Here is an 18,966-nt window from a genome sequence, read left to right as displayed (position 1 = left end):
CTGCGGGGCGACCGGGCCGGCGCCTGGTCGCCCCGCAGCACCTCTGCGACCGGCGCCTGGTCAAGCACCTGCGGCGCCGCGTCACGCCGATTCGCGCACCACGAGGTCGGGTTTCAGGACGATGTGGTTCGCCTGCGGCAGCGGGCCCGGCCGGTCGATGAGGCGGATCATCATCTCGACCGCCGTGCGGCCCAGGAGGGTGCGCGGTTGCGAGATCGTCGTGAGCGGCACCGCGCCGAGCCGCGCCCACTCGATGTCGTCGTAGCCGACGACCGCGATGTCGTCCGGCACCCGGAGGCCCGCGCGGAGAAGCTCCTGCACGAGACCGAGCGCGAGCATGTCGTTGGCGCAGAAGACGGCGGTCGGGCGCTTATCCTCGGGCCGCGCCGCGAGGAGCGCGCCGAGCCGGCGTCCCTCCTCCACGGTCCAGGAGGCGGATCTCACGAGCTCGAGCGTGATGTCCCCGTCCGAGCGGTCGACCACCTCGCGCGCGCCCTGGTAGCGGAGCTCCACCTTGGGGGATCTGTGGGGGTGGCCGAGGAAGGCGATGCGGCCATGGCCGCGATCGACCAGGTGCCTCGCGGCGAGCCTTCCGCCCTCGCGATCGTCGACGACGACCGACCACACGTCGCGGTCGTCTCCGACGCGGTCGACGAACACCATGGGCACGCCCCGATCCTTCAGCATCTCGAGTCGCGAGCTGTTCTCGTCGACGGGGGAGATGATGATGCCCTGCACCCGTTGCTGCACGAGCAGATCGAGGTTGTGCGATTCGCGGACGGGATCGTAGGCGCTGTTGCAGAGCACGACGCCCAGATCGTTCTCGCGGCACACCTCCTCGGCGCCGAGCGCGACGTCGAGGAAGAAGGGGTTGCCGAGCTCGGCGGCCGCGATGCCGATGGTCCGGGTGCGGCCCGGGCGGAACTGGCGCGAACGCTGGTCGGGCACGAAGTCGAGCTCGGCGATGGCCTGCATGACGCGTTCACGGGTCTCGGCCCGCACGTAGGAGGGACGGTTGAGCACGTTGCTCACCGTGCCGTATGAGACGCCTGCGAGACGTGCGACGTCGCGGATCGTCGCCATGGGCTACCGCTCCGCCGGGTTCGAGCACTGGTTCATTGAACAATCGTATCCCGCTCGGGGGCGAGGAGCTGAACGCTCCCGGTCTGCCCCCGCCGCGAGCTGGGCGGCGAGCTGCAGCAGCAGCGCCTCGCCCCCCGAGCGGCCGATGAGCTGCACGCCCATGGCCTGCCCCGAGGGCAGGCGCAGCACCGGTACGGCGACCGCCGGCAGGCCCGCGACGTTCACCATCGAGGTGTAGGGGGACCACTCGCACTGCAGGCGGTAGTCGTCGTCGGGAGGGAGGCCGAGGAACGCCCCCACCCGGGGCGGAAGCATCGTGAGACCGGGGGTCAGCACCGCGTCGTAGTGACCCCACTGGTGGGCGGCGTCGGCGGCGAATGCTCGCAGGCGGGATCCGGCCTCGCGGTGCTCACGGTCGGTGCGGGCGAGCGCGCGCTCACGGAAGGCGCGGGTCAGCGGGGAGAGCAGGCGCTCGGATCCGGCCTCGATCTCGAGCCGCGCCAGGCCCGACGTCCAGGAGACGGCGAAGGCTTCCGGGTAGGAGGGGTCGTAGTCGATGTCCGCCTCGTCCACGCGATGCCCTCGCTCCAGGAGGCCGTCGACCGCGAGCTCGAACGCTCGTCGCGCCTCCGGGGCGAGCGCGACGGGGAACGCAGACGCGAAGGGGGAGGCGGTGCTCGCCCCGATGCGCAGCCCTGTCAGGCTCTCGGCGCGCCGCACCGCCTCGAGCGAGGGCTCGTGCTCCGCGCCCCGCATCGCGTCGAAGAGCAGCGCCGCGTCGGCGGCGTCGCGGGCGAGGGGTCCCGAGACGGTCAGCTTCGGAGCGCCGAAGGGATCCCGCGCGCCCCGGGCGAGGTCGCTCGGCACGGCGTCGAGCCCCGGCTTCAGCCCCACCAGACCGCACGCCAGCGCGGGGATGCGGATGGAGCCCCCGCCGTCGCTCGCGGGGGAGAACGGCAGGAGCGCGGCCGCGACGGCCGCGGCGGCGCCTCCCGAGGAGCCGCCCGGGGTTCTCATCGGGTCGAGCGGATTGCGGGCCGGCGGGGCGACCAGGTTCTCCGAGTAGGCGGTGAGACCGAACTCGGGAACCTGCGTCTTGCCCAGCGAGATCGCGCCGGCCCTCCGCAGCCCCGAGACGAGCGGGTCGTCGGCCTCTGCGACCCGGTGCGGCACCGCGGCGCTGCCGTGCGTCGTGGGCGCCCCCGCCACATCGATCAGATCTTTGTGCGCGATCGGCACGCCGTGCAGGGGCGCGTCGCCCGCGGTCTCCGCCCTGCGCCGGTCGGCCGCGTCGGCCTCGGCGAGCGCGGCCTCCGCCGTCACGGTGACGAAGGCGCCGAGATCCTCGCGCTCGGACACTCGTGCGAGGTGCGCCTCCACCGCCTCGCGCGCCGTGATCTCGCCCCTGCGCAGGGCGTCGCGCAGGCCGAGCGCCGTCTCGGGAACCCGCATGCCTCCACCCTATGCGGCCTCTCCCTGTGCGGCTTCCCCTGCCGCCAGCGGTGGATCTGCCCCCAGCGGAACCGAAACCGGGGTCTGCGTTCCTCTGGCGGCAGATTCACCGCGGGAGCGCGGCGCCTCTTGTTGCGAAGCGTTCTCACGTGGAGCTAGACTGATACTCATTCTCACTTAGAAGGAACCGCTTCTTGAACGCTTCGCATCTCTCCCGTCCCTCTTCGCCCGCGACCGGCGCATCCGCTGTCTCGGACGCCGCCTCCGGGCTCGGCTCCGAGACCGGCGCGGCTGGGCGCATCCCATCACGCGCCTCGCGCGCCTCGTCGGTACGCGCCTCGTCGGCACGCGAATCCGAGGCCGCACGCCGGCCCGTGCACCGCCGACCGGCTCGCGCTCGTCTGCTCTCCGGCGCGGCGCTCGCCGCGGGAGCGGCGCTCGCGCTCGCCGGCTGCTCATCGCCGGGAGGCGCGGCGGACGGCTCGGGTGACCGGCTCAAGGTGGTGGCGACGACGACGCAGCTCACCGACTTCGCGGGCGAGATCGGCGGCGATCAGATCGAGCTCACGGGCCTGCTCACCCCCGGCGCCTCCGCTCATCACTTCGACCCCGCCCCCGCGGATCTCCTCGCGCTCGGGGAGGCCGACGTGCTGATCGTGAACGGCGCGGGCCTCGAGACCTTCGTCGACAGCGCCGTGGAGGCGTCCGGGTTCGATGGCACCGTGATCGACGCGAGCGAGGGCATCGACCTCGCGGAGGCGAAGGAGATCACGGCAGAGGCCGAGGGCGAGGCCGGCCACGCCGAGGAGGAGCACGAGGGCCACGCGCACGCCGACGCGGAAGAGCACGAGGGCCACGACCACGCCTCCGAGGGGGACGACGCGCACGCCGACGACGCGCACGCGGAAGAGGGCCACGCGGACGCCCACGCCGAGGAGGGTCATGACGAGCACGACCACGACCACGGCGACCTCAACCCCCACATCTGGACCTCTCCCCGCTACGCCGAGGGCATGGCGTCGATGATCGCGGGCGACCTGGCGAGGGTCGATCCGGATCACGCCGACGACTACACCGAGCGGGCCGACGCGTACGTCGCGAAGCTGCAGGATCTCGACGCCTGGATCGCGGCGCAGTTCGAGCGGGTGCCCGAGGCGGATCGCGTGCTCGTGAGCGGGCACGACTCGATGCGCTACTACCTGCACGACTACGGCATCGAGTTCGCCGGATCGATCCTGCCGAGCTTCGAGGACAACGCCGAGCCGAGCGCCGCTGACATCGACGCGCTGGTCCAGGCGATCCGGGAGCGCGGGGTGCAGGCGGTCTTCGTCGAATCCTCGATGAGCCCGAAGCTCGCGCAGACGATCGCCAAGGAGGCGGGCGTCGAGGTGGTCGACGCCGAGTCGCTCTACACCGACTCGCTCGGCGCGTCCGACTCGGACGGCGACACCTACATCGACGCCACGGTGCACAACACCCGGGTGATCCTGGAGGCCTGGGGCGTCACCCCGGATCCGCTGCCCGATTCGCTGCAGTAGTCGAGCCCGGTGACGGTTCGCGATCCCGCTGCGCAGGAGGCCAGGGTAAGCTCCGAGACTGTGTCAGAACAGCAAGCGATGCCGAGCGCGGTTCCGGCCGTCTCGCTGAGAGACGCGGCGTTCGGCTACGAGGGCCGTACCAGGGTGGCGGGCCTCACCGCCGACTTCCCCGCGGGCAGCGCCGTCGCGCTCATCGGCCCCAACGGCTCGGGGAAGTCGACGCTGCTGCGCGGCGTCCTGGGCCTCGCCGACCTCACCGCCGGCGGCGTGCGGGTGCTGGGGGAGAGCCCGGCCAGGGCACGACGGTGGGTCGGGTCGCTGCCGCAGGCCGACACCCGCGACGTCGAGCTGCCGATCACCCTCCGCCAGGCGGTGACGATGGGGCTCTACCGCTCGCTCGGACCGCTGCGCCCCGTCGGCCGCGAGGGGCGGCGGGCCGTCGACGCGGCGCTCGAGCACGTCGGGCTCGGCGGGCTCGCCGGCCGCCGCTTCGGCGAGCTCTCCGGCGGCCAGCAGCAGCGCGGGATCCTCGCGCGGGCCCTCGTGTCCGATCCGAAGCTGCTGCTGCTCGACGAGCCGTTCAACGGCCTCGATCGCGAGAACCGCGAGGTGCTGCTCGGTCTCGTGCGCGAGCTGCGGGCCGAGGGCCGATCCGTGATCGTCTCGACCCACGACCTCGAGATCGCCCGCGAGACCTGCACGCACGTGCTGCTGCTCTCGAGCGGGCACAGCGACGACGCCCCGGGCCACCCCGCCGCGTTCGGCCCCCTCGACGAGGCGCTCACCCTCGAGGCGGTCGCCCACGCGTTCCAGGACGCCACCGTCGAGCTCGATCACCACACCGTGACCACCTCGCGCGAAACGGAGTAGGAGTGGGCAGCGACTTCGGCCTCCTCGAGGTGTTCGCGCTCCCGTTCATGTGGCGCGCGCTGCTCACCGTCGCCGTGCTCGCCGGCGCCGCCGGGGTCGTGGGGCTCTTCGTGAGCTTCCGCGAGCTCGAGTTCGTGAGCGACGGCCTCGTGCACGCCGTCTTCCCCGGTCTCGTCGTGGGCGCCACCCTCGGGGGCACCGCCGGCCTGCTCCCCGGGGCCGTGCTGGCGGCGGTCGCGGCCGCCGTGCTGTTCACCGTGCTCGAGCGCCGCGGCGGGTCCGACGCCGCGATCGCCGTGGTGCTGACGGGGCTCTTCAGCCTGGGCGTGGTGCTGGTCTCGCGCCAGGAGGGGTACGTGTTCCAGCTGCAGGAGCTCCTCTTCGGCAGGCTGCTGACGGTGACCGAGGCGCAGCTCTGGCAGATCGTGGTCGTCGCGATCGTCGCCGTCGCGATCGTCGGGTTCGGCTGGCGGGCGCAGCTCTTCCGGGCCTTCGACCCCGCCGGCTTCGCCGCCGCGGGGTTCCGGCCGCTCGCCACCGACCTGATGCTCGGGATCGCGGTCGCGCTCCTCGTCGTCGCGGGCGTGCAGGCGCTCGGCGTGCTCATGGTGATCGCCCTTCTGACGGTGCCGATGGCCGCCGCGCGTCTCGTCTCGCGGCGCTTCGCGCTGCTGATCCCGATCGCCGTGCTGGTGCCCCTCTTCGCGGGCGCGCTCGGCCTCAGGCTGTCGTTCGAGTGGTCGGTCGGCACGGGCGCGACGGTGTCGCCCGGGGCGGTCGTGGTGCTGATCCTCGTCGGCCTCTACGCGCTCGCCGCGGCGTTCCGGCTCGTGCCCGCGGTGATCCGCGGGGCGACGGTGGGCGGTCGAGCCGGGATCGGGGCGCCGTGAACTACCTGGTCCTCGCCGCCCTCGAGATCGGGCTGCTGGGTCTCCTCTCGGGGGTCGCCGGCACGCTGATCGTGCTGCGCCGCAGATCCTTCTTCGCCGTGGCGCTCAGCCACGCCACCTTCCCCGGCGGGGTGCTCTTCGCCATCGCGGGCTGGAACCTGCTGCTCGGCCAAGCGCTGTTCGCGCTGCTGCTCGTCGCCCTCATGACGGTGCTCTCACGGGTGCCGGGCCAGGGCCGGCAGGTGGCCAGCGGGGTGGTGCTCTCCTTCGGCTTCGCGCTCGGAACGCTGCTGTCGAGCCTGAACCCCGGACTCGGCGTGCCGGTCGAGGCGCTGCTCGTCGGCTCGCCGCTCTCGGTGACGACGAGCGATGTCGCGGCGACCGCCGCGGTGCTGATCGCCGCGACGATCGCCATGCTCCTCTGGGGGCGGCGGATCCTGTTCCACACATTCGACGCGGTCGGCTTCCGCGCCGCGGGCTTCCGAGCCTGGCCGGTCGAGCTGGTCGTCACCGGCGTCGTCGCCGCCGCCGTGGTCGTGGCGATGCCCGCGGTGGGCGCGATCCTCGGGGTCGCGATCCTCATCGGACCGGCGGCCGCCGCGCGGCTGGTCGCCCCGCGTCTCAGCTGGGTGCCGCCGATCGCCGCGGTGCTCGGCGTGGGATCCGGCTTCGTCGGCCTGTGGGTCTCCCGGCAGTTCGGGGTGGCAGCGGGCGGCGCGATCGGCTGCACGGTGACCGCGGTGTTCCTGCTGGCGTTCCTCGCCTCCTCGCTCGCCGCGACCGCCCGGAGGGCGCGGAACTTCGCTACGGTGGAGGCAGCATCCGAGGAAGAGGGAGCGATCGCATGAACCAGCCCAGGCGCAACACGTGGCAGCGCGAGGCCGTGCGAGCCGCTCTCGCCGAGGCGCGCGGTTTCGTCAGCGCGCAGCAGCTGCACCAGACCCTGCGAGAGGACGGCTCCACGATCGGTCTCGCCACGGTCTACCGCGCGCTCTCGAGCCTCGCCGAGAACGGCGACGCCGACTCGATCCAGTCGCCGGAGGGGGAGAACCTCTTCCGCTCCTGCGCGACCGAGGGGCACCACCACCACCTCGTCTGCCGCAGCTGCGGCGACACGAGGGAGCTGGAGGCGGCGGTCGTCGAGGAGTGGTCCCGCCGCGTCGGCGCCGAGCACGGCTTCGCCGAGATCGAGCACGTGGTCGACCTCTTCGGCCTGTGCGAGCGCTGCCGGGCGCGCGCCGCCGCGGCGTCGTGACCTCCGGCATCCAGGCTGCGCCATAGGGGCGTTCTCGCGACCTTCCTCCTCGTGAACCGGGGTTGCGAGCGCGGTCGACGGTCCTAGAGCGCGAGGCCGCGGAGCAGCAGGGCGGGTTCGAGCGCGTCGATTGCGTGCGGCGTCCGCGCGAGGAGCTCCTCCTCTGGCACGGTGCCGCGGACGGCGATCGTCGCGATCCCGGCGCCGAGGGCCGCAGCGATCCCGGCGCGCGAGTCTTCGAAAGCGACCGCGCGATCGGCGTCGACGTCGAGCAGCTCGATCGCGTGCTCGTACCCCTCTGGCTCGGGCTTCGATCGGGCTACGTCTTCGAACGCGACGACGGCGTCGATCAGGGGCAGTAGCTCGGCCTGATTCAGCGCGGGAACGACGATGTCCTTGCTCGCCGCGGTGACGACGGCGATGGCCTTGCCCTGTGCCCGCGCCTCAGCGACGAAGGCTCGCGCCTCCTCGGAGATCGGGCTGTTCTCGCGCACCCGCTCGAGGTAACGCCGGTTGAAGGTATCGACGAGCGCATTGATCCGCGCCTCGCCGACCGCCAGCGTACGAAACATGTGCTCCTCGGTGTGGCCGGCGAACTCGGAGTAGTAGCGATCCCGATCGATGACGGCACCGAGCTCGTCCCGGGCGACCTCGATGAGGATCTCCGCCAGCAGTTCCTCGTCTTCCGAAAGCGTGCCGTTGAAGTCGAGCAGCAGCGCCTCCGCATCGGCGATCAAGGAGGTTACGCGGTCCTCCGGTCTGCGTGGTGGAAAGGGGACCGGGGACGCGCCCTGGGCGGAAGAAACGGATGGGACGAGCGATGCGGCTGCGGGCACTGCGGTCTCCTCTCGATGAGTCCTCGCGAGCCTAACCGCCCGAGAAGAACACGAGATGAAGCAGTGTTCACCCTCCCGTCACCCCGGCGTCAAGCCCGGGTCACGCGGGGGAACCAAGCTGTTCCGAGGTAGCACTCAGCACAGAGAAGGACGGTATCTTGCCTCACATCAATCGTGGTTCCGCAATGCGCGCCCTGGGCGCGGGCGTGCTCGCACTCGGCCTCGTAGGCCTGGTCGGCTGCTCCGGCAGCGCCGAGGCCGGAGAGACCGCAGACCTCGGATCTTCGCTCGAGGAGATCACCGAGCTCGCGGAGGCCGAGGGCAAGGTGCACCTCATCGCCTACCCCGAGGAATGGGCCAACTACGCAGAATCGTTCGACATCTTCACCGAGAACACCGGTCTCGAGGTCGAGGTGTCGAGCCCCGGCGCGTCGAGCGCGGAGGAACTCGAGGCCGTGCGCAACCTGCGGGGCCAGGCGACCCAGCCCGACATCCTCGACATCGGGGCGACCTTCACCCAGCAGGCGATCGACGAGGAGCTGGTCACGCCGTACAAGCCCTCCACCTTCGACGAGATCCCGGACAACCTGAAGGATCCCGACGGCAACTGGACCGCCGCCTACTACGGCGTCATGAGCATCGGCGTCGACGCGAAGAAGGTAGACGTGCCCGAGAGCTGGGAAGATCTGAAAGATCCTCAGTACAAGGGCAAGATCTACATGGGCGACCCGCGTTCGGGCGCTTCGCAGCTGGCGGCTGTCTTCGCCGCGAGCCTCGCGAACGGCGGTTCGGTCTCGGACATCGGCCCCGGCATCGATTTCTTCGCTGAGCTTGCCGAAGGCGGCTATCTGGTGTTCGGCGAGACCGGCTCGCAGGCGCTCGCCACAGGTGAGGCCGCCGTGATGCTCGACTGGAACTTCAACTTCCCCGGCATCGTCGACGAGATGGAGATGGCGGGCGTCGACCTGCAGGTCGCGACGCCCGGCGATGGCGTCTTCGGAACCTACTACGCGCAGCCGCTGACGGTCGACAGCCCCCAGCCCAATGCCGGGGCACTGTGGATCGAGCACCTGCTGAGCGACGAGGGCGCGATCGCCTACGCGAAGTCGGGAGCGATCCCCGCCCGCTACACCGCGCTCGTGGAGAAAGACGCGATTCCCGCCGACGTGCTCGAGTTGCTGCCTCCCGCCGAGATCGTGGAGCAGATCACCTTCCCGTCCCCGGAGGAGAACGAGGCGGCTACCGAGCTGATCACATCGGACTGGGGCACGAAGGTCGCCGGAGCGGCGGAGTTCTGAGCCGACCATGACCTCGACAGTCATCGCTCGGGATCCCGGCGAGCAGTCGCCTGCCGCCGGGTTGAGACCTCAGGGCACAGCGACTGGAGTGGGCGAGCCGGAGGTCCGGACCGTGGATGCCGCGTCCCGCTTCGATCGCCTCGTCGGCCTGCTCGGCGCCCTGCCGTTCTTCCTCTTCGTCTTCCTGTTCCTCGTCGTCCCCGTCGGCGTCACCATCGTGAAGGCGTTCATCGGGGCCGACGGCGGGTTCACCCTCGACAACTTCGCCCAGCTGGGCGAGGCTCAGTACGCGAACGCGTTCGTCAACTCCGTGAACCTCTCCCTCGTCACCTCGCTCATCGGCGGGGCACTCGGGCTGGTGCTCGGCTGGGCGCTGACGACCGCCACGAAGCCGGCCTGGCTGCACCAGGCGGTCACCGCACTGTCGGCGGTCGCTTCGCAGATGGGCGGCCCGCCGCTCGCCTACATGTTCCTCGCGTTCATGGGCGCGCAGGGGATCCTGACCGTCTGGCTGCAGGGGCTGCTCGGCTTCTCCCTCAATGACGTGATCTCCCCCGGGTCCTTCTGGGGGATCGTCGTGGCCTACCTCTACTTCCAGATCCCCCTGATGGCGGTGCTCTCCATATCCGCGCTGCAGGGTGTGCGCAAGGAGTGGCAGGACAGCGGGACGAGCCTCGGTGCGAGCCGTGCTCGGATCCTCTTCACCGTCACCCTGCCGATCCTCTCGCCGTCCCTCGTCGGCGGCCTGCTGCTGCTGTTCGCCAACGCGTTCAGCGGGTACGCCGCGGCGTACGCGCTCGCCGGCGGCGGCGCGAACCTCGTGCCGATTCTCATCGGCTTCTTCCTGTCGGGCAATGTGCTCACCAATCAGGGGCTCGCCTCGGCACTCGTCACCGGCATGGTCGTCATCATGCTGGTCGCGGTGGGCCTGCGGGTGCTCCTCCTCAAGCGTGCTACGAGGTGGCAGCAATGACGGGCAGACGATTCGCTCCGCAGATCGTGCTGACGGCGTACCTGATCGGCGCCGTCGCGCCGCTCATCGCCGTCGGGTACTTCGGCTTCTTCAACGTGCGCGACGGCTTCACGCTCGCACCGCTCATGCAACTGCTGGGCAACGATTCCGCGCTGCAGCCGATCCTGAACACCGTGATCCTCACCGTGCTGACGGTGCTCATCGGCTACGCGCTCGTGATCCCGAGTCTGGTGTGGATGCACCTGCGCACCCCGAAGCTGCTCGGCATGGCCGAGACGGTTTCGCTGCTGCCTTACGTGATCCCCGCGATCGCGCTCGTCGGTGGCGTGAACCTCGTGCTGCGTCCGATGTTCCCGGGCTTCTTCGTCAGTCTGTACAGCCTGGTGCCGTTCTACATCATCATCACGCTGCCGTTCATGTATCGGACGATCGACTCGGGTCTGCGATCCCTCGACCTGCGAACGCTCATGCGGGCGAGCGAGAGCCTCGGGTCCGGCACCCTCGCCACCTTCTTCAAGGTGGTACTCCCCAACCTGTGGCCGGCGATCGTCTCGGGCTCGCTGCTGGTCGTGATGATGGCCTCCGGCGAGCTGGTCATGGCGCAGCTGATGCTGCACAAGACGTTCCCCACCCTGCTGATCGAACTGGGCCAGTCGCAGGTGCGGCTCGCCGCGGCGCTGAGCTTCATCACGATCGTCGGATCGTGGGCGCTCATGGCGCTCATGGTCGTCGCCGGGCGCGGCAGGAACGCGACCGCGCGCGCGACCCAGTTCGCGATCTGACACCCCACGCACGCAACGACGAAGAATCGAAGGTTTTCCGATGACAGATACGCGCACGCCTCACGCCGAGGCGCACAGCCTGGAGCTCACCGACCTCCTCAAGGTATACGGCGACAAGACCGTGCTGCGGTCGATCGATCTCGACGTGCGGCCCGGCGAGTTCGTCAGCCTGCTCGGCCCCTCCGGCTGCGGCAAGTCGACCGCGCTCAAGATCATCGGCGGATTCGAGCGGGCCACCTCGGGCACCGTGCACATCGGTGGTGTCGACATGACGCGCACACCGGCGAAGGATCGCGGCACGGGCATCGTCTTCCAGCAGTACTCGCTGTTCCCGCACATCACCGCAGCGCAGAACATCGAGTTCGGCCTGAAGGTGCGGCGCATCGGCAAGGCGGAGCGCGCCGCCCGCGTCGAGGAGCTGCTCGCGATGGTCGGCCTCGAGGAGCACGGCGGCAAGTACCCGCACCAGCTCTCCGGCGGTCAGCAGCAGCGCGTCGCCCTCGCCCGCGCGCTCGCCGTCGCCCCGCGGATCCTGCTGCTCGATGAGCCGCTCTCCGCACTCGACGCCAAGGTGCGCGAGCGGCTGCGCGAGGAGATCGTGCGCATCCATCGAGATCGCGGCACCACCACGATCATGGTCACCCACGACCAGGAGGAGGCTCTCGCAATGGCTGACCGCGTCGCCGTCATGCACGAGGGCGAGATCGTGCAGTTCGACACTCCGCACGAGATCTACGCCAACCCCGAGCCGGACTTCGTCGCAGGCTTCATCGGGGTCATGAATCGGCTCGTGCCCGAGCAGGTCACCGGCACGAGCGTTCGGATCTTCGGCGAGATCCTTTCGCGCGACGCCGTGACCATCGACGCCGGCGGCGTGCTGCTCATGAGGCCCGAGGACCTGGAGATCGAGGCGCGCACCGATGGTCGCGACCTCGTGACCGACCTCACACTGCGCGGCGGTGTGACGAGCGCGACCGTGCTGCTCGAGGATCTGGCGCAGAGTGTGCGCGTCGACATCTCGACCGGCCGCGCCACCGAGCTGAGCACGGGGGATCGCGTGCGCGTCTCGGTCGCACGCCGCTTCGTGGCGGAGGATGCCGTCGAGGTGCGGATCGGCGATGCCGGGGGGCGAATCGCATGACCGCGAAACTGTTGTTGATCGGCATCGACGGGCTGCGCATCGACCGCGCGTTCGGCACGGGGCTCGCGCCGACGCTCGACATGCTCGCTGCGGAGGGGCACTTCCTGCGCTCCACGGTCGAAGGGCCGACGATCTCGGGGCCGAGCTGGGCGACGATCCTCACGGGCGCTACGCACGAGGAGCACGGGATCGACGACAATGCCATGATCGGCCACCGCCTCGCCGAGTGGCCCGACTTCCTGACACGGGCCTGGCAGGCGGATCCGTCGGTCACGACCTACGCCGCGGCCGGCTGGCCGAACCTCACCGATCCAGCGGGGTTCGGTCCGATCGTGCGGCTGCGTCAGGATCAGGTGAACGAGGGACGGCACCACGTCATCAGCTTGAACGGCGAGCTCTACGGCTACCGCACGATCGATCCCGAGATCGCGGCCCGCGCGCGCCTCGCGATCGGCCACGCCGGGCCCGACCTGTCCTTCGTGTACTTTTGCCAGACCGATGACGCCGGGCATTACTTCGGCGTCTTCACGCCCGAGTACGATGAAGCGGTCAACTCCAGCGACCAGCGCGTCGCGACGCTGCTCGAGGCCGTCGACTTCCGGGTGCGCGAGTACGACGAAACCTGGATCGTCGCCGTCACCACGGACCACGGCCACGTCGACGCCGGAGGTCACGGAGGGACGAGCGAGGAGGAGACCCAGACCTTCCTCCTGACCGCGGTGCGCGGCGGTGCGCTGCCGGCAGAGTTGCCCGATCGACTCGCCCCGCACGAGTTCACCTCGTGGCTGACGGAGCTACGGGCTCGTCTGGCGGCTGCGGTGACCGTCGCCTGAATGCGCGCTCGCGGCGTCCGCGCAGCCCGCATCTCCGCGTCCCGCGTCCTGATACCTCCGCAAGGGGACCCGTTTCGGGGTTTCGACCCGCTCGAAACCCCGAAGCTCGACTCCTTGCGCGGAGTCCCGGCGAGCTCAGGCCTCGGCGCCGGCCGCGCCCTCCGCGCCGCGTGCGGCCGAGCGATCCTTTCGCATGCCGCCTCGCAGGGCCTGCTGCTCCTCCCGCCGCTCGGTCCGCAGATCCTGCCGGCGCCGCTGCCTGACGATCCGCTTCGCCCGCCGCCTGGTGCGCCGCATGACACCGCGGTCGTGCCTGCGCTCGACCATCGTGTAGAGGATCGGCACGAGGATCAGGGTGAGCAACGTGGACGACACGAGCCCGCCGATCACCACGATGGCGAGCGGCTTCGAGATGAACACGCCGCCGCCGGTGAGGCCGAGCGACATCGGCACCAGCGCGAAGATCGTCGCGGCCGCCGTCATGAGGATCGGCCGTAGACGCAGCCGGGTGCCGTGCTCGACGGCCTCCTCGAGCGAGGCGCCGCTCGCTCGCAGGCGGTTCACGAGGTCCATGAGCACGATGGCGTTGGTCACCACGATCCCGATCAGCATGAGCAGCCCGATGAGCGCCGGCAGCCCCAGCGGCGTGTTCGTGATGAGCAGTCCGAGGATCGCGCCGGTGGCCGCGAACGGGATGGAGATGAGCAGCACGAGCGGCTGGCGGAAGCTGCGGAACGTCGCGACCATCACGATCAGCACGAGGCCGATCGCGGCGAGCATCGCGGCACCCAGCTGGGTGAAGGCCTCGTCCTGCTCCGCGGTGACGCCGCCGACCTCGAAGTTGACCCCCGCGGGCAGCTCGGTCTCGTCGATCGCTGCCTGCACGGCGGCGTTCGCCTGCTCCAGCCCGCCCTGCTCCGGGGTGACCGTCAGTGCGACCTGGCGCTCGCCGTCGGCGCGGGTGATCGTCGGCGCGGTGAGCTCCTCCTCGACGGCGGCGATGTCGCCGAGCCGGATCGCGGTGCCCTGCAGGTCGGCGATCGCCTTCTGCCGATCCTCGGCCTCTCGCTGCTCGGCGAGCTGCTGCTCGGCCTGGGCCTGCTGCTCGTGCCCCTGGCTGATCTGCTCGTCGATCCCTTCGATACCCGATCGGGCGCCCGCGATGGCCTCCTGCAGCATGGCGAGCTGCTCCATGCGCTCCTGCTGGGCGCGCATCATGGCGTCCTCGCTGGGGGTCAGGATCGGGCCGGGCACGACCGGTGTGCTCTGCAGCTCCGTCAGCTGCCGGTTCAGCTCGCCGAGCTGCGTCACGAGCTCGGAGCGCTGCACGGCCGCGTCGTTCAGCTGCTCCGCCAGTTCGGCGTCGCTCTCCCGTTGCTTCTCGGCGGCCTTCGCGTCCGCTTCCGCCGTCAGCTCGTCGGTCGCGCGCTTCTGCGCCTCCGCGGTCTGCTGGGGAGTGACGGGCAGCAGGATCTCGCCGAGCTTGTCGGCGGTGCGCTCGGCGCCGGGCGTGCGCAGCACGATGCCGCGCTCGCGCCCCTCGAACATCATCTGCCCGACGGGGGTTCCCTCCAGCGCCTCCTGGATCGTGCCGGAGATCGTCGCGCGGTCGAAGCCCAGCGCGGCCGCCTTCACCTCGTCGAGGCGCACGCGCACGACGGGCTGCTCGCCGGCCAGCTCGCTCTTCACGGACCGCACGCCCGACGCCTCGAGCAGGCGCTCCTCGAGCAGGTCGCTCGCCTCGCGCAGCGCGGCCGGGTCGTTGCCGCGGATCTGCAGCTCGATGCCGCCGGATCCCGCCGCGAAGGAATCCTGAGTGAGCAGCTCGAACTCGCCCGCGTCCTCCATGCCGTCGAGCTTCTTCTGCACCGCGCCCTCGATGGTGGGCGCGTCGGCGCCCTCCTCGAGTTGCAGGCTGTACGAGATCTCAGCCGGTTCGCCGGCGCTGCGCGAGCCGATCGGGATGGTGGTCGTCACGTCGCGCACTCCCTCGATGCCACCGAGCTCGCGCTCCACGGGCTCGGCCGCGGCCACCAGGTCCACCCCGGCGCCCGAGGCCCCATCATCAGATGCGGCCTCCTCGTCCGCCGCCGCCGCGTCCGAGCCGCTCGCGGGAGTCTGCGTCAGCTGCAGGCTCTCGGCCCCGGAGGATCCGAGGAAGTCGGTCGGGATCATGAAGCTCATCATGATCGTCGCGGCGAGCAGCGCGCCCGAGGCGAGCACGGTGATGACGGGGTGGCGGCGGGTCGCGTTCAGCGTCGGCATGATGGCTCGCTGCAGCCGATCCGGTGCGGTGTGGATCTCGTGCAGCTCGGAGTCGGGGTCGCTCTCGGCGGCGGTTGCGGTCGCCGTTGCGGCACGCGCGTGATCCCGGTCGACCGCGCCCTGCACCGTCGTTGCCGGCAGCACCGCGGTTGCTGCGCCGGTGTCGACCGCCTCGGGATCCCGAACCGCACCGTCGGCGGTACGGCCGCCCACGGCCCCGGATCCGTCGGAATCGGGCGCCGCGGCCCGGGAACTGCGACGTCGCGGCCGGCCCCGCATGAACCAGTAGGCGAGCACCGGCACGATCGTGAGCGCGACGAACAGCGAGGCGAGCAGCGCGATGCTGACGGTCACGGCGAAGGGCCGGAAGAGCTGCCCGGCGAGGCCCGACACGAACGCGATCGGCAGGAACACGGCGACCGTCGTGAGCGTCGACGCGGTGATCGCGCCGGCGACCTGGCGCACGGATGCCACGACGCCGGCGGGGGTGAGCTCGCCAGGCCCCTTGCGGCGACTGATGTTCTCGATCACCACGATCGAGTCGTCGACGACCCGGCCGATGGCGATCGTCAGCGCGCCGAGCGTCAGGATGTTGAGGGTGTTGTCGCTCCACAGCAGACCCGTCAGCGTGATGAGCAGTGAGAGCGGGATCGATACCGCCGCGATGATCGTGGAGCGCCAGGATCCCAGGAACGCGAGGATCACGAGCACCGCGAACAGCAGGCCGAGCCCGCCTTCGACGGAGAGGTCGTGGATCGACTGCTCGATGTAGGGGGCCTGGTCGAAGATCGTCACGAACTCGGCCTTCAGCTGCGGGGCGAGGCGGTCGAGCTCGGCGTTCACCGCGTGCGAGATGTCGACGACATTCGCGCCTGAGGCGGGGAAGACCTGCAGCGTGAGCGCGGGCTTGCCGTTCACGCGGGAGATCGTGTCGGCCGGCACGGTCTCGACCGCCACGTCCGCGAAGTCGGAGAGCAGCACCGAGCCCTCCTCGACGGGGAACGGGAGCGCTGCGATGTCCTCGACGCTGCCGAGCGAGCCGCCGACGGTGACCGACATCGGCCCCTCGGGCGACTCGGCGCGGCCGGCGGGCATCGCGGCGCCGTGCGATTCGAGCGTGGGGCCGATCAGCGAGGGATCGACCCGCAGCCGATCGACATCGGCCGGGCGCAGCGAGATCGCGATCCGCTCCTCCTCGCGGCCGTCGAGCGTCACCTTCTGCACGCCGTTCACGCCCTGCAGAGCCGGGAGGGCCGTCTGCGCGAGGGCGTCGTCGAAGCCCTCCTGCTCGCCGCTCGTTCCGGCGCTGAGCATCATGGCGGGCATCTCGTCGGTGCCGCCGGAGAACACCTCGACCTCCGTGCCCTCGGGGAGCGAGGCGCGTACCGTGTCCGCGGCGGCGCGAACTGCGCGCAGCGTCTCCTCGTCGTCCTCTTTGAACGGCCACTCGACCGTGATGTCGGCGAGGCCGTTCGACGTGTTCGACGTGACCCGCGTCACCCCGGGCACCGCCTGCAGCGCCGCCTCCGTCGGCTCGGTCACCGTTCGCGCCATCTCCTCGGGGGCGAGCCCGTTCGACTGCGCGGAGACGAAGGCCATCGGCGCCTGCATCGGCGGCATCAGCTCCTGCTTGAGGCTGCTCATCGCGAAGACTCCCGCCAGCGCCACCCCCAGCGTCAGGAGTCCGACGATCAGGCGATTGGCCAGGCTGGTGCGGGTGAGGAAGGTCATGGTGCCTTTCGAGACGGCGGGCGTCGCCGACGCGGGTGCTGCCCCGCCTCCCGAGGTGGCGGGAGGCGGACGGCGTTGCGCCCGCTCGGCGGTAGATGCTTCCAGCCTGGCCGGGGCCCATCGGCCCCCGCATCAGCCCCAGGTACTATCTCGCCGCTTCGGCGTCCGCCTCAGGGATGATCCCGCAGCGGTTCCACCCATACCCAGTCGGGATGCTTCGCGGTGCGGCCGTCGCCGCTGGAGCGTCCGGTGAGACGCCGTCGGATCCAGGGCAGCACGTGCTCGCGGGCGTAGCGCAGCTGCTCGCTCCGGCCAGGGGGAGGGATCGACGCGGCCTGGATCACCCACTCCGCAGGGGCCTCGTAGCCGAGGGCGCGCAGCACGTTCGAGGCGACGCGGCGGTGGCCCACCGGGGCGAGGTGCAGCCGGTCGTGCGACCAGTACTGCCGGCCCGCCAGCTCGGCATCGCTCCAGTTGTCGGCGAAGGGGATGCCGAAGGTGTCGGCCAGTTCACGGGCGGATCGTACGAGCGCGTCCCCCTTCCTGCGCACGCGCTCGCCTCCGGGCAGCCCGCCCGTGGGGTTCGCCCCCGCGAGCAGCAGGGGCTCGGCGCCCGAGTCGAGGATCCGCTGCAGCGCACGTCGGGTCTCGGTCGCGATCCACTCCAGGTCGGTGCCGGGACGCAGCATGTCGTTGCCCCCGCCGTTGAAGCTGACGAGCGTCGGCGCCGGATCCAGCGCGAGGGCGGGCTCCAGCTGCTCGGCGATGATGGGGCCGAGCAGGCGCCCCCTGATCGCCAGGTTCGCGTACTGGATCGGCTCGCCGGCCGCCTGAGCGAGCCCCTGCGCCACGAGGTCGGCCCAGCCGCGCACGGTGCCGTCGGGCTGCTCGTCGCCGACGCCCTCGGTGAAGCTGTCGCCGATCGCGACGTACCTGATGCGCGCGTGCTCCGGTCGCGCCTCCTTCTCTGCCTGCTCTGCCACGGATCCAGCCTAGAACGCGACTCCGAGTGCGGTCGGGAACATGACACGGCCCGCCGTGTGAGCCGGAATGCGAACGACACGCCCGGCTTGCGCATCGGTGCGAATCTGGGCTAGTATCGATCTTTGGCTGTGCGAAGTCCCATCGTGCAGACCGCGCGGGTGCGACACCACGGCGAGAGCCGGGCGGCGATCTGTGCAGACAAGAAATCTTGGGTGGGGCCGTCCGGCCTCACGGTATGAGAGGAAACACCATGGCAGCAGTGTGCCAGGTGACAGGCGCCGTTCCCGGCTTCGGTCACAACATCTCGCACTCGCACCGTCGCACCAAGCGCCGGTTCGATCCGAACATCCAGAAGAAGACCTACTTCGTGCCCTCGCTCGGCCGCAAGGTGACCCTCACCCTGTCGGCTAAGGGCATCAAGGTGATCGACGCCCGCGGTATCGAGGCAGTGGTCGCCGACCTGCAGAAGCGTGGGGTGAAGATCTAATGGCAAAGCAGCAGGACGTCCGTCCCATCATCAAGCTCCGTTCGACGGCGGGCACCGGGTTCACGTACGTGACCAAGAAGAACCGTCGCAACACCCCCGACCGTCTCGTGCTCAAGAAGTACGACCCGGTGGTCCGCAAGCACGTCGACTTCCGAGAGGAGCGCTAATCATGGCGAAGAAGAGCATGATCGCGAAGAACAAGCAGCGTCAGGCGATCGTCGACCGCTACGCAGAGCGTCGCGCCGAGCTGAAGAAGGCCCTCATCGATCCGAACGGGACCGACGAGAGCCGCGAGGCCGCCCGCGTCGGCCTGCAGAAGCTGCCCCGCAACGCGTCGCCGGCGCGCGTGCGCAGCCGCGACGTCATCGACGGCCGCCCCCGCGGCGTGCTGTCGAAGTACGGCGTCAGCCGTGTCCGCTTCCGCGACATGGCCCACCGCGGCGAGCTGCCCGGCATCACCAAGTCGTCCTGGTAACGGCTCGACTGCAGAAGCGGGGCGGGGGCCCGCGGGGGGGGGGGCCGGCGGGGGGTTGGCCCCCCACACGGAG

The 18,966-nt window shown here is 70.7% G+C and carries 18 protein-coding genes; 13 read left to right on the top strand and 5 right to left on the bottom strand.

Annotation, left to right across the window (positions count from 1 at the left end):
* Nucleotides 1-81: 81 nt before the first annotated feature.
* The gene (locus tag JD276_RS06470) at nt 82-1,083 is read right to left on the bottom strand and encodes a LacI family DNA-binding transcriptional regulator (protein WP_200114849.1); all 1,002 of its coding nucleotides are present in this window, start codon (nt 1,081-1,083) and stop codon (nt 82-84) included.
* Nucleotides 1,084-1,086: 3 nt separating this feature from the next.
* The gene (locus tag JD276_RS06465) at nt 1,087-2,535 is read right to left on the bottom strand and encodes an amidase (RefSeq protein WP_200114848.1); all 1,449 of its coding nucleotides are present in this window, start codon (nt 2,533-2,535) and stop codon (nt 1,087-1,089) included.
* A 194-nt stretch (nt 2,536-2,729) separates the two neighbouring features.
* On the opposite strand from JD276_RS06465, the gene JD276_RS06460 reads away from it, so the two are divergent.
* From JD276_RS06460 to JD276_RS06440, 5 genes are read left to right on the top strand one after another with little or no spacing between them, the layout of a single operon-like run.
* Entirely contained in the window at nt 2,730-4,073 is a 1,344-nt protein-coding gene (locus JD276_RS06460) for a metal ABC transporter substrate-binding protein (protein WP_233615427.1), read from the top strand.
* Nucleotides 4,074-4,133: 60 nt separating this feature from the next.
* Nucleotides 4,134-4,943, top strand: a complete 810-nt coding sequence (locus tag JD276_RS06455) for a metal ABC transporter ATP-binding protein (RefSeq protein ID WP_307866490.1) — start codon at nt 4,134-4,136, stop codon at nt 4,941-4,943.
* A gap of 2 nt (nt 4,944-4,945) precedes the next feature.
* A complete protein-coding gene (locus JD276_RS06450; protein WP_307866489.1) occupies nt 4,946-5,833 on the top strand; it encodes a metal ABC transporter permease in 888 nt (295 codons plus the stop codon).
* Complete coding sequence (locus tag JD276_RS06445; RefSeq protein WP_200114847.1) at nt 5,830-6,681, top strand: metal ABC transporter permease; 852 nt, start codon at nt 5,830-5,832, stop codon at nt 6,679-6,681. Before JD276_RS06450 ends, JD276_RS06445 begins: the two co-directional genes overlap by 4 nt.
* Entirely contained in the window at nt 6,678-7,088 is a 411-nt protein-coding gene (locus tag JD276_RS06440; RefSeq protein WP_200114846.1) for a Fur family transcriptional regulator, read from the top strand. Before JD276_RS06445 ends, JD276_RS06440 begins: the two co-directional genes overlap by 4 nt.
* A gap of 83 nt (nt 7,089-7,171) precedes the next feature.
* Here JD276_RS06440 and JD276_RS06435 read toward each other — a convergent pair whose 3' ends face one another.
* Nucleotides 7,172-7,825: an HAD family hydrolase gene (locus JD276_RS06435; RefSeq protein WP_200114845.1), complete on the bottom strand. Its 654-nt coding sequence runs from the start codon at nt 7,823-7,825 to the stop codon at nt 7,172-7,174.
* A 257-nt stretch (nt 7,826-8,082) separates the two neighbouring features.
* Between JD276_RS06435 and JD276_RS06430 the strand changes: the two genes are divergently transcribed.
* From JD276_RS06430 to JD276_RS06410, 5 genes are read left to right on the top strand one after another with little or no spacing between them, the layout of a single operon-like run.
* Nucleotides 8,083-9,222 (top strand): extracellular solute-binding protein, encoded by a 1,140-nt coding sequence (locus JD276_RS06430; protein ID WP_200114844.1) that lies wholly within the window; start codon nt 8,083-8,085, stop codon nt 9,220-9,222.
* Nucleotides 9,223-9,229: 7 nt separating this feature from the next.
* A complete protein-coding gene (locus JD276_RS06425) occupies nt 9,230-10,195 on the top strand; it encodes an ABC transporter permease (protein ID WP_200114843.1) in 966 nt (321 codons plus the stop codon).
* Nucleotides 10,192-10,977 (top strand): ABC transporter permease, encoded by a 786-nt coding sequence (locus JD276_RS06420; protein WP_200114842.1) that lies wholly within the window; start codon nt 10,192-10,194, stop codon nt 10,975-10,977. The genes JD276_RS06425 and JD276_RS06420 overlap by 4 nt, the downstream gene beginning before the upstream one ends.
* A gap of 40 nt (nt 10,978-11,017) precedes the next feature.
* The gene (locus JD276_RS06415; protein WP_200114841.1) at nt 11,018-12,118 is read left to right on the top strand and encodes an ABC transporter ATP-binding protein; all 1,101 of its coding nucleotides are present in this window, start codon (nt 11,018-11,020) and stop codon (nt 12,116-12,118) included.
* Nucleotides 12,115-12,951, top strand: a complete 837-nt coding sequence (locus JD276_RS06410) for an alkaline phosphatase family protein (RefSeq protein WP_200114840.1) — start codon at nt 12,115-12,117, stop codon at nt 12,949-12,951. Before JD276_RS06415 ends, JD276_RS06410 begins: the two co-directional genes overlap by 4 nt.
* Before the next feature lie 135 nt (nt 12,952-13,086).
* Here the strand turns inward: JD276_RS06410 and JD276_RS06405 are convergent, their stop codons facing one another.
* Nucleotides 13,087-16,947, bottom strand: coding sequence for an efflux RND transporter permease subunit (locus tag JD276_RS06405; protein WP_200114839.1), 3,861 nt, complete (start codon nt 16,945-16,947; stop codon nt 13,087-13,089).
* 170 nt (nt 16,948-17,117) lie between these two features.
* Nucleotides 17,118-17,930, bottom strand: coding sequence for an SGNH/GDSL hydrolase family protein (locus tag JD276_RS06400; protein WP_307866488.1), 813 nt, complete (start codon nt 17,928-17,930; stop codon nt 17,118-17,120).
* A gap of 251 nt (nt 17,931-18,181) precedes the next feature.
* Here JD276_RS06400 and rpmB point away from each other — a divergent pair, with 251 nt between their 5' ends.
* Genes rpmB through rpsN form a run of 3 tightly spaced genes read left to right on the top strand, consistent with a single transcriptional unit; the run spans nt 18,182 to nt 18,893 of the window.
* Nucleotides 18,182-18,418 (top strand): 50S ribosomal protein L28, encoded by a 237-nt coding sequence (rpmB, locus tag JD276_RS06395; RefSeq protein ID WP_200114838.1) that lies wholly within the window; start codon nt 18,182-18,184, stop codon nt 18,416-18,418.
* A complete protein-coding gene (gene rpmG / locus JD276_RS06390) occupies nt 18,418-18,585 on the top strand; it encodes a 50S ribosomal protein L33 (protein ID WP_200114837.1) in 168 nt (55 codons plus the stop codon). The genes rpmB and rpmG overlap by 1 nt, the downstream gene beginning before the upstream one ends.
* Nucleotides 18,586-18,587: 2 nt before the next feature.
* The gene (gene rpsN / locus JD276_RS06385) at nt 18,588-18,893 is read left to right on the top strand and encodes a 30S ribosomal protein S14 (RefSeq protein WP_200114836.1); all 306 of its coding nucleotides are present in this window, start codon (nt 18,588-18,590) and stop codon (nt 18,891-18,893) included.
* Nucleotides 18,894-18,966 lie beyond the last annotated feature (73 nt).

The sequence above is a fragment of the Leucobacter chromiisoli genome (genome assembly GCF_016522505.1).
Taxonomy (GTDB): Bacteria; Actinomycetota; Actinomycetes; order Actinomycetales; family Microbacteriaceae; genus Leucobacter; species Leucobacter chromiisoli.
The sequence above is the reverse complement of the archived record's forward strand: the minus strand, read 5'-3'. Positions and strand labels throughout refer to the sequence as shown.

What these genes read in the sequence shown, in the direction of transcription:
- JD276_RS06470 (WP_200114849.1), bottom strand. Translation starts at nt 1,083, where the DNA reads ATGGCGACGATCCGCGACGTCGCACGTCTCGCAGGCGTCTCATACGGC.
- JD276_RS06465 (WP_200114848.1), bottom strand. Translation starts at nt 2,535, where the DNA reads ATGCGGGTTCCCGAGACGGCGCTCGGCCTGCGCGACGCCCTGCGCAGG.
- JD276_RS06440 (WP_200114846.1), top strand. Translation starts at nt 6,678, where the DNA reads ATGAACCAGCCCAGGCGCAACACGTGGCAGCGCGAGGCCGTGCGAGCC.
- JD276_RS06425 (WP_200114843.1), top strand. Translation starts at nt 9,230, where the DNA reads ATGACCTCGACAGTCATCGCTCGGGATCCCGGCGAGCAGTCGCCTGCC.
- JD276_RS06420 (WP_200114842.1), top strand. Translation starts at nt 10,192, where the DNA reads ATGACGGGCAGACGATTCGCTCCGCAGATCGTGCTGACGGCGTACCTG.
- JD276_RS06415 (WP_200114841.1), top strand. Translation starts at nt 11,018, where the DNA reads ATGACAGATACGCGCACGCCTCACGCCGAGGCGCACAGCCTGGAGCTC.
- JD276_RS06410 (WP_200114840.1), top strand. Translation starts at nt 12,115, where the DNA reads ATGACCGCGAAACTGTTGTTGATCGGCATCGACGGGCTGCGCATCGAC.
- JD276_RS06405 (WP_200114839.1), bottom strand. Translation starts at nt 16,947, where the DNA reads ATGACCTTCCTCACCCGCACCAGCCTGGCCAATCGCCTGATCGTCGGA.
- rpmB (WP_200114838.1), top strand. Translation starts at nt 18,182, where the DNA reads ATGGCAGCAGTGTGCCAGGTGACAGGCGCCGTTCCCGGCTTCGGTCAC.
- rpmG (WP_200114837.1), top strand. Translation starts at nt 18,418, where the DNA reads ATGGCAAAGCAGCAGGACGTCCGTCCCATCATCAAGCTCCGTTCGACG.
- rpsN (WP_200114836.1), top strand. Translation starts at nt 18,588, where the DNA reads ATGGCGAAGAAGAGCATGATCGCGAAGAACAAGCAGCGTCAGGCGATC.